The organism is Nitrospirillum goiasense, from assembly GCF_034427435.1.
GTDB lineage: Bacteria > Pseudomonadota > Alphaproteobacteria > Azospirillales > Azospirillaceae > Nitrospirillum.
Window position 1 is genome coordinate 2,297,210 of sequence record NZ_JAXQNP010000002.1, and the last position, 21,931, is coordinate 2,319,140.

Genomic DNA, 21,931 nt, shown 5'->3' on the forward strand with positions numbered 1-21,931 from the left:
GGCGGCCTGCCCGGGGTCAGTAGGTGGTGCCGCCGATCATCTGCAGGTGTTCGACCACCGGCCCCAGCGCCACGGCGGGGAAGTAGGTCAGGCCGCCCACGATCAGGATCACGCCCACCAGCAGGCTGACGAACAACGGGCCGGTGGTGGGGAAGGTGCCGGCGGACGCGGGCACGGTCTTCTTCGCCGCCAGGGCGCCGGCGATGGCCAGGGCCGGGATGATGATGAAGAAGCGGCCGACGAACATGGTCACGCCCAGGGTGGTGTTGTACCAGAGCGTGTTGGCCGACAGCCCGCCGAAGGCGCTGCCGTTGTTCGCGGCACCGGAGGCATAGGCGTAGAAGATTTCCGAGAAGCCATGCGGGCCGTTGTTGGCGATACCGGACGTGCCCAGGGGAATGGCCGAGGAAATGGCGGTGAACAGCAGAATGACCAGCGGCATGGCCAGGATGGCCAGCACCGTCATCTTCACCTCCTTCGCCTCCAGCTTCTTGCCGATGTATTCCGGCGTGCGGCCCACCATCAAGCCGGCCACGAACATGGCGATGATGGCCATCAGCAGGATGCCGTAGAGGCCGGCGCCCACGCCGCCGACGATGACCTCGCCCAGCAGCATGTTGACCAGCGGGACCAGGCCGCCCAGGGGCATGAAGCTGTCATGCCAGCCGATGACGGCGCCGCAGGAGGCGTCGGTGGTGATGGTGGCGAACAGGGCGGTGTTGGCGATGCCGAACCGCACCTCCTTGCCCTCCATGTTGCCGCCGGGCGACAGGGCGCTCACGGCCTGGTCGACCGGCAGGCCGGCCAGCAGCGGGTTGGCCTGCGCCTCCGCCCAATAGCAGACGCCGACGCCCACCAGGAACATCACGCCCATGGCGGCCAGGATGGCCCAACCCTGGCGCTCGTTGCCGACCATGCGGCCGAACACGTTGGTCAGGCCGGCGCCGATGGCGAAGATGGCGACCATCTGCACTAGGTTGACCAGGGCGTTGGGGTTCTCGAACGGGTGGGCGGAGTTGGCGTTGAAGAAGCCGCCGCCGTTGGTGCCCAGCATCTTGATGGCCAGCTGCGAGGCCACGGGGCCTTGCGCGATCAGCTGCTTGGCGCCTTCCAGCGTGGTGGCCTCGGTATAGGCCGCCAGGTTCTGCGGCACGCCCTGCCAGACGAAGAACAGGGTCATGACGATGCAGGCGGGCAGCAGGACGTAGAGGGTACAGCGGGTGAGGTCCACCCAGAAATTGCCGATGGTGCGGGCGCCACGGCGGGAGAAGCCGCGCACAAGCGCCAGGGCCAGCGCGATGCCGGTCGCGGCGGACATGAAGTTCTGCACCGTCAGGCCGGCCATCTGCACCAGATAGCCCATGGTGGTCTCACCGCCATAGGACTGCCAGTTGGTGTTGGTGACGAAGCTGATGGCGGTGTTGAAGGACAGGTCCGGCGTGACCTCCACCTGCCCTTGCGGGTTGAAGGGCAGCAGGGCCTGCAGGCGCATCAGCGCGTACAGCACCAGGGCGCCCACCATGTTGAACAACAGCAGGGCGACGGCGTAGGTCAACCAATGCTGCTCCACCCGCTCATCCACGCCGCAGAGGCGGTAGAGGACGCGCTCCACCGGGCCCAGCGCCCGGCCGATGAAGGTGGATTCACCGGAAAAGACACGGGTCATGAAGCCGCCCAAAGGCCGCGTCAGGACCAGGATGATCGCGGCGAACAGCGCGATCTGTAGAATGCCGTTGAAGGTCACGGGAAAAATCTCCGCATGCGCGACGGACGCTTAAAAGCGCCCGTCTTCAGAACCGTTCTGGCCGGATCAGGACATAGACGAGGTAAAGGGTCAGGCCGACCGAGACGGCGGCGCCCAGGATCAGGTCGAACATGGGCGCCTCACAGCCTCTCGCAGGCATAGGCGTAGGCCACGCCCAGCCCGAAAAGCCCCACCAGAAGGGCGACAAGGATGACGTCGAGCATGCGGTTGTTCCTCACGAACGAAGCCCGGAAGCCTTCGGGAAAGGCGCTTCCGGGCGGAATGGGTCGACGCTGAGGAAACCGCCGATGGCCATCAAAATTCGATGGCAAAGCCGGGGGTTGGAAATAAAAGGATTTTAATGAGGAGGAGTGCGCCCGGCAGACGGGCAGAGCCTGAACACTCTACATCCGACGTGTCGGGCATGTCGGACATCACTTTTTACGTGGATGCACGTGGCCGGTGATATTAAGGGGCCACGCTAAAAAGCAATGCAGAGCGGCCGATCAGCGCGACGGCGCAGCCCCTTCTGTACGGCCTGCGGCCCAAGGGCCAGATAATTGCAGCCAGGCTGGCGCCTGAAATAAGACTTTCCTTCCTGGCGGGCTCTCGAGTCCTTAGTCGCCAAGCGCTCTGTCATGCAGTTATATCAGCTGCATTTAAGCTATAAACTAGTATTAACAACAAAGTGCGACCGACGTTCACCCTCCCACCTTCTCATAAGCATCCCCCGTCCAGCGATAAACGGCGGACTTGGCGCCCGTCTTCAGCAGCAGGTCATAAAAGCCCTGGGTCTTCTTCGGACTGATCGCCAGGATTCCCTTGGGCGCCGCCTTGCCGTCCGCGTCCTCGTACGCCACCGGGGCGGAGAAGATGACCGCCGGCTCGGCGTCTTTGAGCGGGCGAAACAGGTACAGCGTTTCGCCGCCGACATGGGCGCCGGCCCCGGCGGCGTCATAGGCGGACCGCACCCGCACGCCGAACGCCGTCTCCCCCTCCCGGATGCGATAGGGGGCCAGGTCCAGCGTCGCCGCCACTAGGTGGGCGCCCTGGTCCGTCACCATGTCCGGATCGTCCAGCTTGGCACTGGTCAGCAGGGCCAGGGTGCCGCCCTTGACGGTGAACAGCCCGACCTCCACCGCGAAGCTCAGGCCGCCGTCGGCTTCATCGCGCTCGGCCAAGGCCAGGATGCGCAGGTCGGCCGGCAACAGCGGGCTTTCCGCCGGTGTCCAGCTCTTGAACGCCGGCGTGCCCAGCAGGAATAGGTGATCCTCCAGCGGCACGGGGCCCAGCGCCGGGTTGGCAGCCGTGTAGTGGGGGTGCAGCAGGCGGATCGCCTGGGTCACGAGATCACCGCCAGCCCCCCCACCGGCAGGGTGTTCCGCCGCCCTCCCCCCTGCGACCAGGAGGAGGGTCAGCATCAAGACGGCGGCGGAGCATAGGCGGCGGAGGGCGATCATGATTTCCCGTTTATGTCGTCATCGGAGGCGGTGTTAAGGGGGCGGCTCAACCACGCCGGCCCGGGGGCTTGACCGGCGGTGGCTTCTGGGTATCGAGATAGGCGGCCTCGCTGGCCACCCGCTGCTTATACCAATCCGGGGACACCGCGTAATTGCGCAGCGCCGTCACCGCCTCGTCCCACTTGCCGGCGAAGGCGGCGGTGAAGAAGGGCTGCGCCACGCTGGTGCTGGTGACGCCGTTGCCCTGGTGGAAGGCGCGGGAGAACAAGACCGTCTGCCAGGGCGTGGGCAATTCCGTGAACGCCGGGACACCCTCTTCCCGGCCCTGGTCCCAGGCGTTCTTGATGGCGTTCAGCACATCGCCATGCACGGCCTTGTCCACCGCGTCGGCCTGCGCCTTGGTCAGGATGGGCAGCGGGGCCGTGTCCTTCACCCATTTCGCGACCTGTATCTTGGTCATGCCTTTGAACTTATGTTTGGCGAACGGCGAAACCAGGGTGATCACGTCCTGCGGCAATCCTATGGCCTTCAGTTCCGCCTCGCTCTTCTGGCCAACGTCAAAGCCTGTGGCCACCGTCATGCCGCTGGAACCGGCGACAAGGCCGTCATTGCCAAAGGGAACATAGCCGCGCAGTTGCTGGCCGCCTTCGAATTGGCTGAGGAAAGTGAAGTTGATGGTGGTGCCGTACTGGCCGTTCAGGGCCTGGTACACCGCCGGATCGGTCCGGGTGACCACGACGGGCATGCGGCGCGGCACATCCAGGAACCACAGGCGCCCAGCCAGGATGGCGGCGGCGGTCTTGTCGATGACCTCCGCGTTGTTGTGCGGCGTGTCGCCGATGCCGGTCAGCAGCCGGGTCAGCGTCCCCAGGGCGACGGTGTCCGGGTGGCGGCCGGCCAGTGGGACCAGCAGATGTTTGATTTCGTCGGCGCTGCCGAACTTCTTGAACCGGGCCTGCCAGAACAGGGTCAGAAGCTCCGATCCGATCACGAAATGCCGGGCGCCCTTGCGGTTGATCAGGGCGTGGTGACCCAGCCAGTGGAAGATGGCCAGGTTCTCCAGATCGTCCGGGTCATCCAGGACGGTGCCTGATGTCCGGGCGTCGGAGCGGATCTTGCTAAGGTCGTCTGTCATTCAGGGACTTCCGGATAGGCCACGCGTCATGAGGCAACCGGGAAGAAGTGTTTGGCGGCGGCCCGGGATTTCCACCTGCCCACTGGAAATATACCCAAGGCCGTTGATCGGACCGCCCCGCCGCCCTATCGTGCCGGGGCGCGGTCGCCATGCCGCCTCCGGACCCGCGGGAAGGGCTGAGCCCCCTGGCACCATCACCATCGGTCACACCCGACCTTTGTGCAGCCGGATTTGCGGGTCGTCGGCGCTTCACGCACGGAGGTTCGCTTCATGCCCCGACCGCTTCCCGCTCATCCCCATATCGACCAGTTGAAACGCCAGGCCAAGGAGCTGCTAGCGGCCTACCGGCACGGCGACGCCGACGCCCTCTCCCGCTTCCGCGCCAACCTGCCAGCGGCGCAGGGCAAGGATCACACGGCCCTGGCGGCGTTGGCCCTGCGCCTGCACGACGCCCAATCCTGCCTGGCGCGGGAATACGGCTTCCCCTCCTGGGCGGATCTGGACGCCTTCGCCGCCAGCCGCCGCGCCATCGCGAACGCGGCGGAGACGCGGCTCGAATGGCTGCGCCTGGTCTATGCCGGTGAGATCAGCGGCAGCATGCGCCGCGCCCGCCCGGCCGCCGCCCTGCGCCTGCTGGCGGAGACCCCGGACGTGGCGATCGGCGATCCTATACTCGCCTGCGCCATCGGGGATTTGGACCGCGTGCGTGCGGCCATCGCCCAGGACCCCGCCTGGGTGAACCGCCCCGGCGGCCCGTTGAACCTGCCGCCCCTGGTGGCCATCACCCATTCCAGCCTGGTGCGGCTGCCCGGATTTGCCGAGCGCCTGCGGGACTGCGCGGGCGCGCTGCTGGCCGCCGGTGCCGATCCGAACGATGGGGAGTCGCTGTATCATTCCCTGGAAAGCCTGGCCTGCGTTGAGCTGCTGCTGCAGGCCGGCGCCCGGGTCAGCGGGTCCAACGCCCTGTACCGGGTGCTGGACATGGACAACCTGGCGGTCCTTCACCTGTTGTTGGCCCACGGCGGCGACGCCAACGAACCGGCGCGCGTCCAACCGCTGTCCGACTGGGGCTCGGCCTTGCTGTGGGCCATCCACCGCCGCCGGTCCTCCGCCCACATCGCGGCCTTGCTGGCGGCCGGGGCCGATCCGAACGCCCGCACGCCGGACGGCATCCCCGCCTACACGGTCGCCCTGCGCTATGGCATGACCGAGGTGGCGGAAGTGTTGCGCCAGGCCGGCGGCGGCGTGGCGCTGTCGCCGGAAGACCGGTTCATGGCCGCCTGCGCCGCGGGGGACGAGGCCACGGCCCGCGCCCTTCAGGCCCAGCGGCCCGACCTGCCGGCCAGCCTGTCGGCGGCGCAATTGCGCCTGCTGCCGGACCTGGCGGCGCAAGGGGGCTGCGACGCCGCCATCGCCGTCATGGTCCGCCTGGGCTGGCCTTTGACCGTACCGGCGGGGGACTGGAACGCCACCGCCCTGAACCACGCCGTGTTCCGGGGCGACGCCGCCCTCGCCCGCTTCCTGCTGGACCACGGCGCCCGCTGGACGGAGCGGCACGGCTATGGCGACGACGTCAGCGGCACCCTGTCCTGGGCCTCCCTGAACCTGCCGTTGGACAGCGGCAACTGGGAGGCGTGCGCCCAAACCCTGCTGGACCACGGCCTGCCGGTGGCAAGAGCGCCCGCTGACGGCCAGGGCGGCGTGCTGGTCGACGGCCAGCGCAAATGGTTCTCGGAGGAGGTGACGGAGGTCTTGCTGGGCGCCGCCTAAAGAAAAGAGGGGCCGGCACTCGTCGGCGCCGGCCCATCCCCAGATAGGTTCTCCAGCTTCGTGGACCTCAGGGCGATCCCGCCTCCGCCACCGTTTCCGGCGCCGTATCGCAGGCGCGGTTGGCGGGGCAGACAGCGCCGGTGGGGCGGATGCTGACCATGGCGGTGCCGGTGCGATCCAGGCCCAGGGCACGGGCGGCGGCGGCCGACAGGTCCAGCACCCGGCCCTGCACATAGGGCCCGCGGTCGTTCACCCGCACCTTCACCATCTGGCCATGGGCCGACACCTCGATCACCGTGCCCAGCGGCAAGGTTCGGTGGGCTGCAGTCAGGCCCTCGGGGTCATAGGATTCGCCGCTGGCGGTGCGGTGGCCCGCATGCTCCCGCCCGTACCAGCTGGCTTTGCCAACCTGGGGGCCAACCTGGGGGCTGTCGCCCTTGTCACTCCCCTGGGCGAAGGCCGGCGTCAGCGCCAACCCCGCCACCAGGCCCAGGCAACCCCACAGCTGCGTCCTCATGGGACTCTCGCAATCGTTGTTATGAAAAAGGCGGTACAGCGACCGACGGCTCAGGCGCCGAAGGGGATCAGCATGTCCAGGCCGAAGGTCGTCTGCCCTTGCTCTCCGGCGAAGGGTCGGGCGTTGCCCAGCGAGCGGTCGTAGCGCACCTCCGGCCGCAGGGCGAGGCCGTCGGGAAGGGCGTCCCAGCCCAGGCTGGGCGCCGGCTTCCAGGTCACCCCGGCGGTCAGCGCCAGGTAGGTCGCCCCTTGGCCGGCCGACAGCACCGGCGCGCGCGTCGGCCAACCGGCCTCCGCCAGCACATAGTCCTGGTTGCCCTGGTAAGCCGAGACGTAGAAGCCCTGGACATCGCGGAACAGCTCGGTCCGCAGTGTCAGCGACAGGGCGTCGCTGTACTTCCAGGTGGCGTATTGGGCGGCGCCGAACGCCTCCGCCTTCACCAGGTCGTCGCGGACATAGTTCAGCTCGGTGATCAGGGTCAGGGCGTCGCTGGCCTTCACCGTCAGCACGGCGTCGTTGATCCAGCGCGCCGCGTCATTGGCGCGCGCCAAACCAAGAGGTGCCTTGGTGCTGGCGTTCTCCGGACCCGCATGGGTCAGCGCCACCAGCGTCATGGTGCCGTCGGCGTTGGCATAGCCGAAACCGAAGATGCCGGACCAGGCGTCGTTGTTGTCGCCATCGCGGCCAAGGCTGGTGTTCACGCCGCTGTCGACACCGCCATAGAGGTCGATGCCACCCGCCAGGTGCAGGGTGGCGAGCGCCCCGGTGTGCTTGAACGGCAGGCCGAAATTGAAGATGTAGCTGTGGCTGTACAGCGGGTTGCCGGACGCCACGATGGTCTCCGCCCCCAAGGGGGAGGCGTACTGCCCCACCTTCAAATCCAGGCTGCCGCCCGCGACCTGCGGGATGTGGGCGGTGACGTTGGCCTCGACGATGTCCAATTGGGTGCGTTCGCCGATGGCGCGGTCCAGTTCACCCAGGAAGTGGGTGTAGCGGGCGTCGGTGCCATAGAGGCCCTGCAGCTTGAAGCCCCAGCCGAGATCGTCACCGGAGCCGGCATCCTTGGTGATGGTGCCCACCGCCTGGTTCAGCACCAGCTGGTCGGTGCGGTCGGTGAACAGATGGCCATAGTTGGGGGCCCGGTCCAGGCCATGGTTGGCGGCGGTGATGCCGGCCTCCACCAGGCCGCTGACGGTGATGTCCGCCGGTGCCACTGGCGTGTCGTCGGCGCGGGCGGCAACCGCCACCAGCGTCAGGGCGCAGGCGGCCGAGGCCAAGGCGATGTGACGGGCGGTGCGGCGGCGCGGAATGGTGGACTGGATGGAGTGCGACATGGGAAGGCGTCTCAGGCTCTCTCGTCGGCGGGGATGCCGGCGTGGCGCCAAGAGACGGCAAGGTCGCCTTAAAGTTCGATGCGAAAGCCGGGGGACGAAAATCAAAAAGCCTTTATGAGGGAAATGGTCAATGGCCAGCAGGCTCAGGCCCATGGACGGGAAGCCGCCAGTCCGGCCCCCTTTCTACCCCCATTGTTGAACAATGCGACCGCGGCATCCGTCACCCTTGGCAAACGCCCGCCCCTTATGAAAGCATAGCGCCTGCTAACCCGGCCTCACGCGAAGGCCCGGGCACATAACGGGAGGAAACCATCGCCATGACGATGCTGTGGGAAAAGTCCTATCCGCCGGGCGTCGACTGGAACAGCGAACCGCCCCTGCCCACGCTGGTGGAGGATTTGGACCGCGCCGTGGCCACCTGGCCCAGCCAGCCCTTCCTGACCTGCATGGGCCAGACGATGACCTTCGCCACCTTCGGCGCGCTGTGCGCCCGCGTGGCGGCCAACCTGGCGGCCCTGGGCGTGGGGCCGGGCGTCCATGTCGGCCTGCACCTGCCCAATACCCCGCATTTCGTCCTGGCCTTCTACGCCGTGCTGAAGGCCGGCGGCGTGGTGGTGCCGATGAGCCCCTTGGATGCGGAACGGGAACTGACGCACAAGCAGGTCAAGGCCGATATCCGCCTGGTCATCAGCTTCGCCGGGTTGGCGGACAAGCTGCCCCTGGCCGACGGCGTGCGCCTGGTGGTGGCGGGGCCCACCGACTTCGCCGGCCAGGGGGTGGCGGCCGATGCCCTGCCCGCCGGCGCCCTGCCCTTCACCGCCCTATTGGCCCCGGCGGCGGCGCCTGCGGCCGGCTGGCCGGTGCCGATGCTAGACGACCTGGCGACGCTGCAATTCTCCGGCGGCACCACCGGCCTGCCCAAGCCCGCCATGCTGACCCACTGCAACCTCAGCGCGTCGGCCGACGCCTACGACACCTTCAGCCGCTTCCTGGGCCTGACGCCGGGCCAGGAAACGCTGCTGGTCGCCTTGCCCCTGTTCCACATCTACGCGCTGGACACGCTGATGGTGCGGGCCATGCGCAACGGCTATCACATGGTTCTGCACCCGCGCTGGGACACCGACGCCGTGCTGGACAGCATCCAGGCGTACCGGCCCACCCTGTTCGCCGGCGTGCCCACCATGCACCGGGCCGTCGCCTCCTCTCCCCGCGCCAAGGACATCGACTTTTCCAGCTTCAAGTTCATCGGCAGCGGCGGCGCGCCCTTGCCCGTGGAACTGGCGCATGAATTCGAGGCGGTGACCGGCAAGCCCGTCCTGGAAGGCTGGGGCATGAGCGAGACCAGCCCCGCCGGCACCATCACGCCGCCGCATAAGCGCAAGGTGGGATCGGCCGGCATCCCCATGCCCGGCATCACCATCGAGATCCGCGACCTGACGGACCCGCACACCGCCCTGGGCCCCAATGAAAAGGGCGAGATCTGCATCAAGGGCCGCAACGTCACCCAGGGCTATTACAAACTGCCGGACGAAACGCGCGAGGCCTTCGTCGACGGCCTGTTCCGCACCGGCGACATCGGCTACCTGGACGAGGACGGCTTCATGTTCATCGTCGACCGGCGCAAGGACATGATCCTGTCCGGCGGCTACAACGTCTATCCCCGGATGGTGGAGGAGGCGATCTACGAGCATCCCGCCGTGGCGGAGGTGATCGTCATCGGCATTCCCGACAGCTATCGCGGGGAAAGCGCCAAGGCCTTCGTCACCCTGCGGCCCGGCGCGGCGACCTTCACCCTGGAGGAATTGCGCGCCTTCCTGGGCGACAAGCTGGGCCGGCACGAACTACCCGCGGCGCTGGAGTTCCGCGACACCCTGCCCAAGACCGCCGTGGGCAAGCTGTGGAAGCAGCCCCTGGTGGCGGAGGAACGCGCCAAGGCGGCCGTCGCGGCTGCGGAGTAGGCACCCGAACGGAACGGCGCCCCAGGGAAACCGGTGGCGCCGAAACCGGTGGCGCCGTCGCCGTCTTCGCGGGTATTTCCTGGAGACGTCCACCCCGTTGTCTCCAGGAAGCCCATGAGCACCCCTGAAAGCCGCGCCGACTATCGCCACTTCCAGCCCATCACCACCCGCTGGGCCGACAACGACGCCTATGGCCATGTCAACAACGTGGTCTATTACAGCTACTTCGACACGGCGGTGAACCAGCACATGATCGAGAAGGGCGTGCTGGCGCCGGAGAAGGGCACGGCCATCGCCCTGGTGGTGGAGACGCAGTGCCGCTACTTCGCCCCCATCACCTTCCCGGACCGGGTGACGGTGGGCGTGCGGGTGGCGCACATGGGCCGCAGCAGCGTACGCTATGAGTTGGCGCTGTTCCGCAATGATGAGGATGCGCCGGCGGCCGCCGGCCACTATGTCCATGTCTATGTCGACAACGCCACCCGCCGCCCCACCCCCATTCCCGAGGATGTCGCCGCCGTCCTGCGCACCATGGTGGTGAGCGGGGCCGACCCGGCCTAAGGCGTGACGGCGGCTGGTGCCGCCGCGCGGCGCCCGATGATGCCCGTACTGGCGATGAAGCCGGCACCGGCCCCGGCCAGCATCAGATCCACCACCAAGGCAGCACCGGGCAGGCCCAGGCCGTGCCTGGCCAGGTGCGCGACGGCCAGCAACAGCAACGCCCCGCCCAGCACCCGGCGCAGCAGGCGGGATACTCCCGCCCCGCTGGGCACCAGCAGGCTGAGCAGCGGCAGGGCCGCCACCGGCAGCCAGAAGGCGCCGATGTAGACCGGCTCCCGCGCCCAGGCGGGCACCAGGGTGCAGGCGGCGGACAGGACCATGGCCACGGGCACGCCCCAGGTGACGCCGGCCCAGGCGCGTTCCAGCCCCGGCAGCGGCCGGCCCCGGTCGCGCCGCCGCGCCAGGAAGATGGAAAAGCCGGTGGCGGAGACGATGGCCAGCGCCAGGCCCAGCACGCCATAGGCCAGGCGCACCGCCAGGCCACCGAAGGTGGCGCAGTGCAGGGCCAGCGAGGCGCCATAGATGCGCAGGCCGACGGAACCGTCCAGGAAACCGGCGGGGGCCAGGAATTTGCCCTCGCCATCGAAATAGAAGCGGTCGCCCTGGGTCAGGCCGTCGCGGTGGGTCATGTCCAGCAGCACGCGCTGCCCCCGGGTGCCCGGCCGCTCGACGTAATAAAAGCGGGATATGCGGGCGGCACCCGGCGTGGGATCGGCCACCTGGGCCTGCAGCAGGGCGATGGGTGGCAGCGGCTGGGTGGCGGCGTCCGCCACCACCGCCGGCCCCCGCAAGGGGGCGGAGGCGCGGGCGAGATTTCCGTGATAGCCCACCTGGGCGATGGCCACCACCATCAGGCTGGCCAGGGCGAACAGCGTGCCGGTGATGCTGAGTGCCAGGTGGAAGGGCAGGCCCCAGACGCTGAGGCGATTGTGCAGGTCGGCCAACCCGAGCCGCCGCCCGCCCGTCAGGCGCAGGGCGAAGGCGTCGCGGAAAATGCGCGGATGAGCCAGGATGCCGGAGAACAGCAGCGACATCAGGGCGATGCCGACGGTGCCCACCACCAGCCCACCCCACAGGCCGGGCAAGGTCAGGCCCAGATGCACGTCGCCGATGACGTCGGTCCATTTGTCGGACGGGGCGTCGGCCAGCACGCCATTGGCGTCCGCCTGCCAGGTGACCTCCCCCGCCGCGGTGTAGGCGCGCACCGCCATGTGCGGCCAGTCCGGACGGGGCAGCAGGGTATAGAGCACGCTGACCTTATCCACCCCGCCGGCCGTTTCCGCGGCGCGGGCCAGGCCCGCCGCCATGGCCCTGTCCACCGCCTCTGGCGCCACGCTGGCGGATTCCGGGGTGGCGGCCCATTCCCACCGGCCGAGGTCGTCGGCGAAGACGGCCACGGCGCCGCTGAGGCAGACGATGTAGATCAGCGCGCCCAGGGCCAGGCCCAGGGCCGAGTGGCCGGCCAGCGCGGACTGCACGAGGCCGCTCTTGGCAAGCGGTTGGGCGCGGCGGGCCAGGACGCGGGCGGCGAAGCGCTTCAGCATGATCATGTCCCCTATCTTTTGCCCTATCTGTTTCAGGCGCGGGCCAGCCAGGCGGCCGCCACGGCGGCACCGGCCGTCAGGGGCAGCAGCAGACCCACCCTGGCCAGCCGCGCGTCGGTCAGCGCCCAGGTCATGGCGATGCCCCAGGCGATGGGCCCGACGAAGCCGCCGGCCACCAGCCGGTCGCCCTCCAGCCCGCCGCCCCGCACCGCGACCAGCGCGGCCAGGGACAGGCCGATCGCGGCGGCCAAGGGGCCGGCCAGCAGGACGCGGGCCGTGCCGCGCAGGGCCGTGACCCAGGCCCGGCCACCCGTCGCCGGGGCCGTGGGATCATGGGCTTTGGATGATTTAGCGGCGGGCGTCTTGGCAGAGGGCGTCTTGGGCGCGCGGTGCGGGCGGCGGCGGCGGTCGCGACCGGCCACCAGCACGGCGACGCCCGCCAGGGAGAAGGCCAGCAGGCCGATGGCGATGGCCTTGTCGGCATCCGCCACGGCCAGCCAGCCGGCGAAGCCGGCCAGGATCAGGCCCCAGCCCGGCAGGGTGTGCCAGCGCGGCGCCGTGGCCGAGGCCCACACCCGCCGCAGCAGGACGATGCCCAGCACCGTCAGGGCCAAGCCCCCCAAAAAGCCCATCGTCGCCGTCATGCCGTCGCCCATATCCCAAAGCGTGTCGCGGGCTCCCGGCCGATCATCCCCCCGGCCGCCGCCCCCTAGCGTCCGGCACTATAGATAAGAGTAATTCGCAATTGCAACACCCAACCTCAGCCCCAGTCCGCCGCCGCACTGCCCAGGGGGGAGGCTGGAAGGTCCCAGGCCAGGGGCGTCCCGGCCACGGCCACCGGCGGCCGCAGGCGGCGGGCGGGGCCCCAGACGGTGCGCTCCGGGACCGGGTTGAAATCGGCGTCGGTCTCCGGTGCCAGGGGCGGCGCGTCACCCCTGCCCGCCCCGCCCTCCATCAGCAGGCGGGCGGTGGCGGCCAGGGAGGTGCGGCCCACCACGCCGCGCCCGGTATCGCGCCGGTGGGCCAGGCCGCGCAGGGCCATGGCCGCCAGGATATAGCCGGTGGCATGGTCCAGCGCCTGCACCGGCAGGGGCGTGGGCCGGTCGCGGCCCAGCAGGCGCATGCCGGCGTCGGCGATGCCGCAGCTCATCTGCACCAGGCTGTCGAAGCCGCGCCGGCCGGCCCAGGGCCCCGTCCAGCCATAGGCGTCCAGGCAGATGTCCACCAGGCCGGGGTTGAGCGCACGGCGGCTGTCCGCGTCCAGGCCCAGGCCGGCCAGGGCGTCGGGGCGGTAGCCGTGGACCAGCACATCCGCCTGGGCCAGCAGCCGGCGGAAGGTCGCCAGGTCGCCGGCGTCGCGCAGGTTCAGGCGGGCGCAGCGCTTGCCCAGGGTCATGTCCGGCGCCAGGGCCGGCTCCTCCCAATCCGGCGGGTCGATGCGCAGCACCTGGGCGCCGCACCCGGCCAGGAAGCGGGTGGCGGTGGGGCCGGCCAGCACCCGCGTCAGGTCCAGCACCTTGACGCCGGCCAAGGGCCGCGCCGGATCGGGGCGCCAGCGGGCCCTGCCTTCCGCCGCCCCCTGGCTGGCCCCCTGCCCCGCCTCATCCAGGCTGAGCAGCGGCGCGGCCGCCACGGCCCGGCCCTGCGGGTGCGCCGCCCAGGCGGCGGCGTCGCGCATGGCCGCGGCGCAGCCACCGGCCGCCACCACGGCGGTTTCAAGCGCCGTGGCCGACCAGGCGGCGACGGCGCGGGCCACGGCGGCGCGCTCCGCCGGCACGGATAGCACGGCCAGGGCGGCGGCACGGTGGTGCGGGGCGTTGGTGTGCAGGCGGATCCAGCCGTCGGCGGCCAGGTAGTCCCCGGCCACCGCGTCCCAGACGGGCGGCAGTTCCCAGCCCTGGGGCCGCAGGGCGTAGCCGAACCAGACCGAGGCCAGGCGGCGGTCGGCCACGACGGTGTCAGCCCCCGTCAGCCCGGCCCCCATCAGCCCGGCCCCCATCAGCCCTGCCCCCATCAGCCCTGCCAAGGCCAACCCGGCGGCGGCCACCGAGGCCACGGCCAGGTCGGTGACGGGGTAGACGGCAGGCAGGCCGCCGGCGCCGGTGAAGGTCACGCGGTCCAGGGCGGCCGGGTCGCCGCCCAGGGCGTGCCACAGGGTTTCCAGGAAGCGCCGGTCCGGCGGCGGGCTCTCACGGGTGGTCATGGCTGGCGTCTCCCTCAGGGTCAGGAACGCCCCAACGATGAACCGGTGACATTTATCGTCAACGTTGTTTAACTCGATCAACGTTGACCAAGATAATCAACCAGGAGACCCGCCATGGCCGACCTGTTTACAGCTGATGGGCGGACAGGCGAGCTGCTGACCGCCGCCCAGGCCGCCACCCGGCTCGGCATCTCCCGCCCCACCCTGTACGCCTATGTCAGCCGGGGGCTGCTGCGGGCCCAGCCGGCGGGCGATGGCCGGGGCAGCCGCTACCTGGCGGCGGAGGTCGAGCGCCTGGCGCTGACCCGCATCCGCGGCCGCCGGCCCAAGGAGATCGCCAAGGCGACGCTGGACTGGGGCCTGCCGGTGCTGGAATCGGCCATCACCCTGATCCAGGACGGCCGGCTGTACTACCGCGGCCACGACGCCCTGGACCTGGCTGCCCGCGCCAGCGTGGAGGAGGTGGCGGGACTGCTGTGGCAGGTCCCGGCCGGAGGGACGGCCCCGGCCGACGCCTTCGCGGGGCCCGCTCCCACCCCGGCGCCAGCCTTCGCCGCCGCGCGCGCCGCCTTCCACGGCCGCCGGGCGGAGGAGACGCTGCTGCCCCTGCTGGCCCTGGCCAGCGACGATTCCGACACCGCCATCTGGCAGCGGGCGCCCGGCCGCCTGGCCCAGGGGGCGGCGGCGCTGGTGCGGCTGCTGACCGCCTGCCTGCTGGGCACGGCGCCGGACGCCGCCCCCATCCACCGGCAGTGCGCCAAGGCGTGGGGGCTGGACAAGGAGGGGGCGGAGCTGGTGCGCATGGCCCTGGTGCTGTGCGCCGACCATGAGCTGAACGCCTCCAACTTCACCGCGCGTTGCGTCGCCTCCACCGGCGCCAGCTTGCGGGCGGCGGTGCTGGGCGGGCTGGCGGCCCTGGGGGGCCCGCGCCATGGCGGCCTGACCGCGCGGGTGGAGGCGCTGTGGGATGAGGTGGGCGCCGATGGCGACACCGCCGGCCGCCTGCGCCAGCGCCTGGCGCGGGGGGAGGACATCCCCGGCTATGGTCATCCGCTGTACCCGGCGGGCGACCCGCGCGCCGCCGCCCTGCTGGCCCGCATCCTGCCCCAGCGCCCGGCCTGGGCCGTGGTGATGGAGCAGACGCAGCGCCTGGTGGGCCAGCCGCCGGTGATCGACACCGCCCTGGTGGCGCTGCGCCGCCACCTGCGCCTGCCGCCGGGCACGGCCTTCGGCCTGTTCGCCCTGGGCCGCTCCGTCGGCTGGATCGCGCACGCGCTGGAGCAGCGGGCGGACGCCCAGCTCATCCGCCCCCGCGCGCTTTACACTGGGCCGCTTTACACTGGACCAGGGCCGGCGCCCAAGCCGTGACCCCGACAGCGGCGCGCCTGGGCCAAAGCGATATGCCGGGCGCCGAGGCTGCGGCGGCGGGCGATACACGGTATACGGGTAGTGACCCATGAGAGGATCGCCCGCGATGTCCGCTTTGATGCCCGCCGAGCTGGCCTGGTACGTCACCGGCCGTTTCTACAAGGCCGCCGACGGCACGCTGGCCGACTATGGCTATTTCCTGCACCTGCCCTTCCCCGGCGTGCCGCTGTTCGCCGGGGAAGGGCACGCCGCACCCAGCGAGACGACGGCCCACTTCACCTTCGCGGCCCAGCCGTTCCGGGCGGGCGCGGCGACCAACGGCGCCCTGTCGCTGGGGCTGGACCCGGTGGGCGGCTTCGCCCTGTTCCTGCAGCGCCGGCCGGCCGCCACCTTCGACGACCCGGCCACCTTCGCCTGCGGGGAGTGCATCGCCACCTTCCGCCGCACCAGCCTGGTGGTGGGCACCACCGTGGCGGCGGGGAGTCCAGCGGCGGGGAGTCCAGGGGTGGTAAGCCCAGCGGCGGAAACCCCGCTGCTGGCGACCAACGTCTTCTCCGCCCGGCTGACCGCCAGCGTTCCGTTCGATTTCGCCGGCGGCCGCCATGACCTGGCGGCGCACATCGGCGCCGGCGTCACCCAGTTCGGCACCGCCGCCGCCACGCCGGTGACGCCGGCCCCCGCCGGCTACACCCTGGCCGTGCCCTTCACCGGCTCCGCCCTCGCCCTGGGCTGACGCGAGCGCGGCGCGTGCCCGGCGCAAGCGGGGCGAGCTATCGATGGCGCCGATATACCCCCATCGCTAAATACGCTACGGCCGGGCCGGCAAAAGGCTGGCCGAGCTATCGGTTCTGGCGTACCAAAACGGGGCGAGGTATCGCCTCGAACAATAAAACAGGGAGGATGGACGCCATGCGCTTCCGCCGTTTCGACCTCAACCTGCTGGTGGCGCTGGACGTGCTGCTGGAGGAACGCAACGTCTCGCGCGCCGCCCATCGCCTGCACCTCAGCCAATCCGCCATGAGCGGGGCGCTGGCCCGCCTGCGCGATTACTTCGATGATGAGATCATGGTGATGGTGGGCCGCACCATGGTGCCCACGCCGCTGGCGCTCGCCCTGGTGGAGCCGGTGCGCGACATCCTGATCCGGGTGCAGACCACCATCGAGGCGCGCCCCACCTTCGACCCCGCCACGGCCCAGCGCGTGTTCCGCGTGGTGGCGTCGGACTATGTGACGGAGGTGGTGCTGTCCCGCGCCGTCCGCCGCATGCGGCGCGAGGCGCCGGGCCTGCGGCTGGAGATCAGCCTGGTGGGCGACGACATCCACGACCGCCTGAACCGGGGCGACGTGGACCTGATCATCTCCCCCGACGCCTACCTCACCAACGAGCAGCCCAAGGAAATCCTGTTCGAGGAGACGCACAGCTGCGTCGTCTGGCGCGACAACCCGGACGTGGGCGACAGCCTGACGTTCGAGCGCTATCTGGAACTGGCGCACGTGGTGGTGATCATCGGCGGCAAGCGCACCCCGGCGTTCGAGCAATGGTTCATGGAACGCTACAGCTACGCCCGCACCATCGGCGCCGTGGCCCCCGACTTCTCCTCCGTCGCCGCCATCCTGGTGGAGACGGACATGATCAGCACCATGCACACCCGCCTGGCCCGCCTCTACGCCCAGCACCTGCCCCTGCGCGTCCTCCCCGCCCCCATCGACTTCCCGGTGCTGACCGAGATGATGCAGTGGCACTACCAGTTCGACCGCGACCCGGGGCTGATCTGGCTGCGGGGGTATTTGCGGGAGTGCGTGGCGGAGTGAGGGCGGGCGTATAAGCCAAATAAGGTCTGATAGTTTCGCTACAATCAGCAATCTTACAACATTGCCAAACGACCTTGAAAGGACGTATATATTTAATACCATCTGTTTCTGTAGGCCCCTATGCGATCTCCTCGATTTGATATTCGCGCCAATAAACTAAGCACTATTTTCTCGCCAATAAACATTGAGAGAACGTGGTTAAAAAAAGTCAGAATTTCGATGAAGGAGCAATTTATTAACGATGGTATCGAGAATTTCGATTTCCACATCGATTCCAAGACAGAATGCCAAAAACTCTCACAAATAATATTATCAGGAGATTATACCCCCCAGAGACCCCAAAGAATACTTGTCGAAAAAAGCAAGGGCCTCTGCAGGCAGCTTGTTATCCCGTCCGTTAGAGATTGCATTGTATTACAATGCCTATCAGATGCTTTTTATAAAGAAATCAAGGACAAATCCCCTACAAAAAAATCATTCTTCGAGCCGAAAGACCATAAATTTTCTTCAGAACCAGTCGAATACGGCATGTTTACGGCTTGGGTAAATTTTCAAAAGAATCTTTTTAAATTCTCAAAAACCAGAAACTTCATTGTCGTTACAGATATATCTAACTATTATGATAGCATATCATATACACATCTAAGAAATGCCCTATCACCGATAACGGGCGTCGACGAATGCGTTTTGGATATGCTAATATATGTATTAAATAATCTTTTATGGCAACCAGATTATACTCCGAAAATTGAGATCGGGCTCCCGCAAATTAATTTAGACGCGCCACGCCTTCTCGCTCATTGCTTTCTTTATGAACTTGATTCTTTCCTTGACAAAAGCTTTGGCGGGGATTTTGTTCGATATATGGACGACATCGATGTAGGAGTAGACACTATTGCCGACGCAAGAAAAGCATTAATGGAAATAGATCTCGTATTGCAAACGAAGCAGATTCGGCTAAATAGCGGAAAAACAAAAATACTTAATAAATCTGATGCTGTGAAGCATTTTCGTATTTATGAAAATTTCAGAATAGATACCGTTAAAACTAGTATCGAAAATAGAATCAAATCAAATAAGTCTATAGATCGCCAAAAAATACTAATAAGTCGCCGCATCCATAAGGGAATTCGCACCGGTGAATTCGACGATGGAAATGGAGAAAAAGTCCTCAAGCGCTGGATAACACTAGCAGCACAAACAGGTGTCAAAATTGATTCAAATGTTATAGAAAATATTGTAAAAAACAGACCGTCTGTTCGTGTTAGTATCTATAACTTTATCCGCAAAACCCCACTTACACCATCAATTTCTAAAGCACTAGCTCGATGCTTACAATCAAAACTTCTTGTTGATGATGCTGCTATGGTTGAAATGGCTAATCATCTTGTAGAAACACAAGTTAGAACCCGACATAGCCATCCGCAAATAAATGACATCATATTGAGCATGAACCCAAAAAGTTATTACGGACTGTATTCCAAACTATGGCTCCAATCTAAATATGGAACCACAGAGGAATTATTAAAAACGCTTTCAGAAAATAGCGACATCTGGATACCGCACGAAAATCTTGGAAGGTTGGCCGCATCATTTTTGCCTATTTTTTTGAAATCAAAAGAAGAAAATAACTTTAAGGAATTACTCAACAGCACCCTAAATTCTGGCGTAAGGGAGACGTATAAATTCCACATTTCCCTCATGAGAGATAAAGATAAATTTAAATCCATGTTCAGATTTCTTAAATCACCAAACCACTCGCGAGGAACTGGAATAACCCATGCTAAATTTATTTGCCTATTATCTGCACTACTAAATACCAACGCAGATAAAAATCAGTTAATAGAATTAAAATTTAATAATGGCCTTGCGTTCAAAGATACGTATTACAAGAGCATAGCAAAGAGATTAAAGGTAATCTAAAAGCAGACATAATACCCGACCATCACCCTCCCCGATACCGCGTATCCAGCCTATCGATTTGATGAATGCATTGTTGCGATCTACCTTTGCCTGTAGCGGCACAGCAGGCGCCCGGGAACCGGCGCCCCGGCCTTTAGTCCCTTGGAAGAGCACGGCTTTCGCCGTGGGGGCTGCGGGCTGGCCATAGAGGCCGCGCAGGGAGTGACCATATATGCACCGGATCGTGCGTCCGGCGACGGCTGCCGTCGCCCTTTTGCTGACGCCTGCCATGGGCGCGGCCTTCGCCTCCACCGCCTTGGCGCAAAGCGCCCAGCCGGCCTCCGTCCCACCCGCCCCGGCGGCGGCCGGCGCCAAGGGCGCCGTCCCGGCGGCGGAAACCAGCCAGCTTGAGGATATCGTCGTCACCGCCGAGCGGCGGGAGCAGAGCCTGCAGAACGCGCCCATCGCCGTGTCGGCCCTGGGCGGGGCGGCGCTGAAGGACGCGGGCGTGGCCGATGTGTCGGACCTGACGCGCAGCGTGCCCTCGGTGGTGATCGCGCCGGCGGCCGGCGGCGTGCCGCAGGTCTATGTGCGCGGCATCGGCACCTTCGCCTCCAACCAATATGCCGAGCAGTCGGTGGCGGTGAACCTGGACGGCATCTACATCTCCCGCCCCGCCGGGGCCAACGGCTTCTTCTACGACATCCAGCGGGTGGAGGTGCTGAAGGGCCCGCAGGGCACGCTGTACGGCCGCAACGCCTCGGGCGGGGCCGTGAACGTGCTGCCGGAGACGCCGAAGCTGGACGCGCTGTCGGCCGCCGCCACGCTGGACATCGGCAATTACAACCTGCGCAAGGGCGACGCCTATGTGAACGTGCCGCTGAGCGACAAGGTGGCGCTGCGCGCCTCCGGCATGGTCATCGACCGCAAGGGCTACCTGACCGACGGCTATAACGACGACCAGGGCCAGGCCGGGCGCCTGCAACTGCTGCTGGAGCCGACGGAGGATTGGCGGGTGCGCCTGTCCGGCGACTATTACCACCGGGGCGGCAAGGGCTCCGGCCAGGTGCAGTACCCCTACGCCGACCCCGACAACCCCTGGGTCGGCCCGTCCGATCCCCGCGAGGTCGCCGCCTATTACGCCGGCCTGCCGGCGGCCTCCGCCCACAGCCCGCTGATCGAGAACGCCAAGACCAACGGCTTCATCGACGACCAGTTCTGGGGCACGCACGCCGAGATCAGCCACGATTTCAGCTTCGCCACCCTGACCGTCATCCCGGCCTATCGCGAGGTGCATGAGGACTACCTGTCCTACATCCCGTCCGCCTTCCGGGTGGAAAGCGACAGCGCGCAGAAATCGGTGGAGGCGCGGCTGGCGTCCAGCGGCGGCGGGCCGCTGACCTGGCTGGCCGGCGTCTATTACTTCACCGAGGATGTGACGGCCAACCAGGACTATGACCACTGGGTGCAGGAAACGGTGATCAACAGCAAGCTGACGGACGAGACGACGGCGGCCTTCGGCCAGCTGACCTACGCGCTGACCGACAGCCTGCGCCTGACCACCGGCGGCCGCTTCACCCATGAGGAGAAGACGCAGGACAGCCAGTTCGGCACCGCCACCTTCAGCCCGGTGAAACCGGCGCTGAGCGGCCGCGCCGACGACCGCATCTGGAACGCCGCCACCTGGAAGGTGGGCGTGGATTACGACGTGGCGCCGCAATCGCTGCTCTACGCCAACATCGGCACCGGCTTCAAGGCCGGCGGCTTCTTCGCCAGCGCCGGGCCCGACACCTATAATCCGGAGCATCTGACGGCCTACAGCGTCGGCCTGAAGAACCGCTTCTGGGACAACCAGGTGCAGGTGAACGTCGAGGCCTTCGACTATGAATACCGCGACCAGCAGATCAGCTATCTGGCGCCGTCGCTGACCGGGGTGTCCAGCTTCCCCTACGCCCCCGTCTTCGTGACGCAGAACGTGGGCCGGTCGCGCATCCGCGGTTTCGAGGTGGAGGGGCGGTGGAAAGCCACGGCGCAGGACCTGCTGACCGCCAACGTGCAGTATATCGACAGCCGTTACACCAGCTTCACCTACAACTACTTCTCCAACTTCGGCGCCCCGCCCTCGGTCGGCTGCCCCTCCAGCGTGGCGACGGGGGTCAACCCGGCGCCGGTGGCCCCCTCCACCATCTATGCGGTGAATTGCAGCGGCAAGCCCGGCACCAACGCCCCGCGCTGGACGGCCAACCTGGGTTATGAGCATGAGTTCCGCTTCGCTGACGGCTCCGGCCTGACGGCGGCGGCGGATGTCTACCTCTCCGCCTCCTACTACACCGCCTATGACTACCTGGCGGAACAGGTGCAGGGTGGCTATCACATGACCAACCTGCGCCTGACCTATAACGCCGCCGACGACCGCTGGTCCGTCACCGGCTATGTCAACAATGTGGAAAACCAGGCGGTGGTCAACACCAGCTACCAGCCCAACCAGGCCTTCGGCAACGGCCTGAACTACGCCAACATCCGGCCGCCGCGCACCTACGGCGTGCGCGCCACCGTCCACTATTGAGGCGGATGCGGCATCGTCATGGCCGCCCTTTCCTGAAAGGGGGGCGGCCAGTAACCC

At 66.9% G+C, this 21,931-nt stretch carries 17 protein-coding genes; 8 read left to right on the forward strand and 9 right to left on the reverse strand.

Features of this window, described 5'->3' with window-relative positions:
* Positions 1-16 precede the first annotated feature (16 nt).
* From kdpA to ULB03_RS13130, 4 genes are all read right to left on the reverse strand, one after another.
* Positions 17-1,744, reverse strand: coding sequence for a potassium-transporting ATPase subunit KdpA (kdpA, locus tag ULB03_RS13115; protein ID WP_322483535.1), 1,728 nt, complete (start codon positions 1,742-1,744; stop codon positions 17-19).
* A 46-nt stretch (positions 1,745-1,790) separates the two neighbouring features.
* Positions 1,791-1,904 carry a K(+)-transporting ATPase subunit F gene (gene kdpF, locus ULB03_RS13120; protein ID WP_211102081.1) on the reverse strand — a complete coding sequence of 38 codons (114 nt, stop codon included), beginning with the start codon at positions 1,902-1,904 and terminating at the stop codon, positions 1,791-1,793.
* 541 nt (positions 1,905-2,445) lie between these two features.
* Positions 2,446-3,090, reverse strand: a complete 645-nt coding sequence (locus tag ULB03_RS13125; RefSeq protein WP_322483536.1) for a hypothetical protein — start codon at positions 3,088-3,090, stop codon at positions 2,446-2,448.
* A 160-nt stretch (positions 3,091-3,250) separates the two neighbouring features.
* Positions 3,251-4,339 (reverse strand): pesticin C-terminus-like muramidase, encoded by a 1,089-nt coding sequence (locus tag ULB03_RS13130; RefSeq protein ID WP_322483537.1) that lies wholly within the window; start codon positions 4,337-4,339, stop codon positions 3,251-3,253.
* Positions 4,340-4,609: 270 nt separating this feature from the next.
* Here ULB03_RS13130 and ULB03_RS13135 point away from each other — a divergent pair, with 270 nt between their 5' ends.
* Positions 4,610-6,109 (forward strand): hypothetical protein, encoded by a 1,500-nt coding sequence (locus ULB03_RS13135; protein ID WP_322483538.1) that lies wholly within the window; start codon positions 4,610-4,612, stop codon positions 6,107-6,109.
* A gap of 67 nt (positions 6,110-6,176) precedes the next feature.
* Here the strand turns inward: ULB03_RS13135 and ULB03_RS13140 are convergent, their stop codons facing one another.
* Entirely contained in the window at positions 6,177-6,626 is a 450-nt protein-coding gene (locus ULB03_RS13140; protein ID WP_322483539.1) for a septal ring lytic transglycosylase RlpA family protein, read from the reverse strand.
* Positions 6,627-6,676: 50 nt separating this feature from the next.
* Positions 6,677-7,960, reverse strand: coding sequence for an outer membrane beta-barrel protein (locus ULB03_RS13145; RefSeq protein WP_322483540.1), 1,284 nt, complete (start codon positions 7,958-7,960; stop codon positions 6,677-6,679).
* Positions 7,961-8,277: 317 nt separating this feature from the next.
* On the opposite strand from ULB03_RS13145, the gene ULB03_RS13150 reads away from it, so the two are divergent.
* Together ULB03_RS13150 and ULB03_RS13155 are read left to right on the forward strand one after the other, a co-directional pair.
* Positions 8,278-9,918, forward strand: coding sequence for an AMP-binding protein (locus ULB03_RS13150; RefSeq protein WP_322483541.1), 1,641 nt, complete (start codon positions 8,278-8,280; stop codon positions 9,916-9,918).
* A gap of 114 nt (positions 9,919-10,032) precedes the next feature.
* The gene (locus ULB03_RS13155) at positions 10,033-10,479 is read left to right on the forward strand and encodes an acyl-CoA thioesterase (protein ID WP_322483542.1); all 447 of its coding nucleotides are present in this window, start codon (positions 10,033-10,035) and stop codon (positions 10,477-10,479) included.
* Here the strand turns inward: ULB03_RS13155 and ULB03_RS13160 are convergent.
* From ULB03_RS13160 to ULB03_RS13170, 3 genes are all read right to left on the reverse strand, one after another.
* The gene (locus ULB03_RS13160) at positions 10,476-12,029 is read right to left on the reverse strand and encodes a PepSY-associated TM helix domain-containing protein (RefSeq protein WP_322483543.1); all 1,554 of its coding nucleotides are present in this window, start codon (positions 12,027-12,029) and stop codon (positions 10,476-10,478) included. The genes ULB03_RS13155 and ULB03_RS13160 overlap by 4 nt on opposite strands.
* Before the next feature lie 26 nt (positions 12,030-12,055).
* On the reverse strand, positions 12,056-12,667 hold the full coding sequence (locus ULB03_RS13165; protein ID WP_322483544.1) for a hypothetical protein: 612 nt from the start codon (positions 12,665-12,667) through the stop codon (positions 12,056-12,058).
* Positions 12,668-12,783: 116 nt separating this feature from the next.
* Complete coding sequence (locus tag ULB03_RS13170) at positions 12,784-14,226, reverse strand: CoA transferase (protein ID WP_322483545.1); 1,443 nt, start codon at positions 14,224-14,226, stop codon at positions 12,784-12,786.
* Between the two features lie 114 nt (positions 14,227-14,340).
* Here ULB03_RS13170 and ULB03_RS13175 point away from each other — a divergent pair, with 114 nt between their 5' ends.
* The 5 genes from ULB03_RS13175 (at position 14,341) to ULB03_RS13195 (ending at position 21,874) form a co-directional block, all read left to right on the forward strand.
* On the forward strand, positions 14,341-15,594 hold the full coding sequence (locus tag ULB03_RS13175) for a citrate synthase family protein (RefSeq protein WP_322483546.1): 1,254 nt from the start codon (positions 14,341-14,343) through the stop codon (positions 15,592-15,594).
* 106 nt (positions 15,595-15,700) lie between these two features.
* Positions 15,701-16,327: a hypothetical protein gene (locus tag ULB03_RS13180; protein ID WP_322483547.1), complete on the forward strand. Its 627-nt coding sequence runs from the start codon at positions 15,701-15,703 to the stop codon at positions 16,325-16,327.
* A 176-nt stretch (positions 16,328-16,503) separates the two neighbouring features.
* Entirely contained in the window at positions 16,504-17,406 is a 903-nt protein-coding gene (locus ULB03_RS13185; RefSeq protein ID WP_322483548.1) for a LysR family transcriptional regulator, read from the forward strand.
* A 219-nt stretch (positions 17,407-17,625) separates the two neighbouring features.
* Entirely contained in the window at positions 17,626-19,329 is a 1,704-nt protein-coding gene (locus tag ULB03_RS13190) for an RNA-directed DNA polymerase (protein WP_322483549.1), read from the forward strand.
* Positions 19,330-19,540: 211 nt separating this feature from the next.
* Positions 19,541-21,874 (forward strand): TonB-dependent receptor, encoded by a 2,334-nt coding sequence (locus ULB03_RS13195; protein ID WP_322483550.1) that lies wholly within the window; start codon positions 19,541-19,543, stop codon positions 21,872-21,874.
* Positions 21,875-21,931 lie beyond the last annotated feature (57 nt).

Bases quoted from the DNA above. Each gene is read 5' to 3' on its own strand.
- ULB03_RS13175 (WP_322483546.1), top strand. From the start codon at position 14,341: ATGGCCGACCTGTTTACAGCTGATGGGCGGACAGGCGAGCTGCTGACC.
- ULB03_RS13130 (WP_322483537.1), bottom strand. From the start codon at position 4,339: ATGACAGACGACCTTAGCAAGATCCGCTCCGACGCCCGGACATCAGGC.
- ULB03_RS13135 (WP_322483538.1), top strand. From the start codon at position 4,610: ATGCCCCGACCGCTTCCCGCTCATCCCCATATCGACCAGTTGAAACGC.
- ULB03_RS13185 (WP_322483548.1), top strand. From the start codon at position 16,504: ATGCGCTTCCGCCGTTTCGACCTCAACCTGCTGGTGGCGCTGGACGTG.
- ULB03_RS13155 (WP_322483542.1), top strand. From the start codon at position 10,033: ATGAGCACCCCTGAAAGCCGCGCCGACTATCGCCACTTCCAGCCCATC.
- kdpF (WP_211102081.1), bottom strand. From the start codon at position 1,904: ATGCCTGCGAGAGGCTGTGAGGCGCCCATGTTCGACCTGATCCTGGGC.
- ULB03_RS13190 (WP_322483549.1), top strand. From the start codon at position 17,626: ATGAAGGAGCAATTTATTAACGATGGTATCGAGAATTTCGATTTCCAC.
- ULB03_RS13160 (WP_322483543.1), bottom strand. From the start codon at position 12,029: ATGATCATGCTGAAGCGCTTCGCCGCCCGCGTCCTGGCCCGCCGCGCC.
- ULB03_RS13150 (WP_322483541.1), top strand. From the start codon at position 8,278: ATGACGATGCTGTGGGAAAAGTCCTATCCGCCGGGCGTCGACTGGAAC.
- ULB03_RS13140 (WP_322483539.1), bottom strand. From the start codon at position 6,626: ATGAGGACGCAGCTGTGGGGTTGCCTGGGCCTGGTGGCGGGGTTGGCG.
- ULB03_RS13165 (WP_322483544.1), bottom strand. From the start codon at position 12,667: ATGACGGCGACGATGGGCTTTTTGGGGGGCTTGGCCCTGACGGTGCTG.
- ULB03_RS13195 (WP_322483550.1), top strand. From the start codon at position 19,541: ATGCACCGGATCGTGCGTCCGGCGACGGCTGCCGTCGCCCTTTTGCTG.
- ULB03_RS13170 (WP_322483545.1), bottom strand. From the start codon at position 14,226: ATGACCACCCGTGAGAGCCCGCCGCCGGACCGGCGCTTCCTGGAAACC.
- ULB03_RS13145 (WP_322483540.1), bottom strand. From the start codon at position 7,960: ATGTCGCACTCCATCCAGTCCACCATTCCGCGCCGCCGCACCGCCCGT.
- ULB03_RS13180 (WP_322483547.1), top strand. From the start codon at position 15,701: ATGTCCGCTTTGATGCCCGCCGAGCTGGCCTGGTACGTCACCGGCCGT.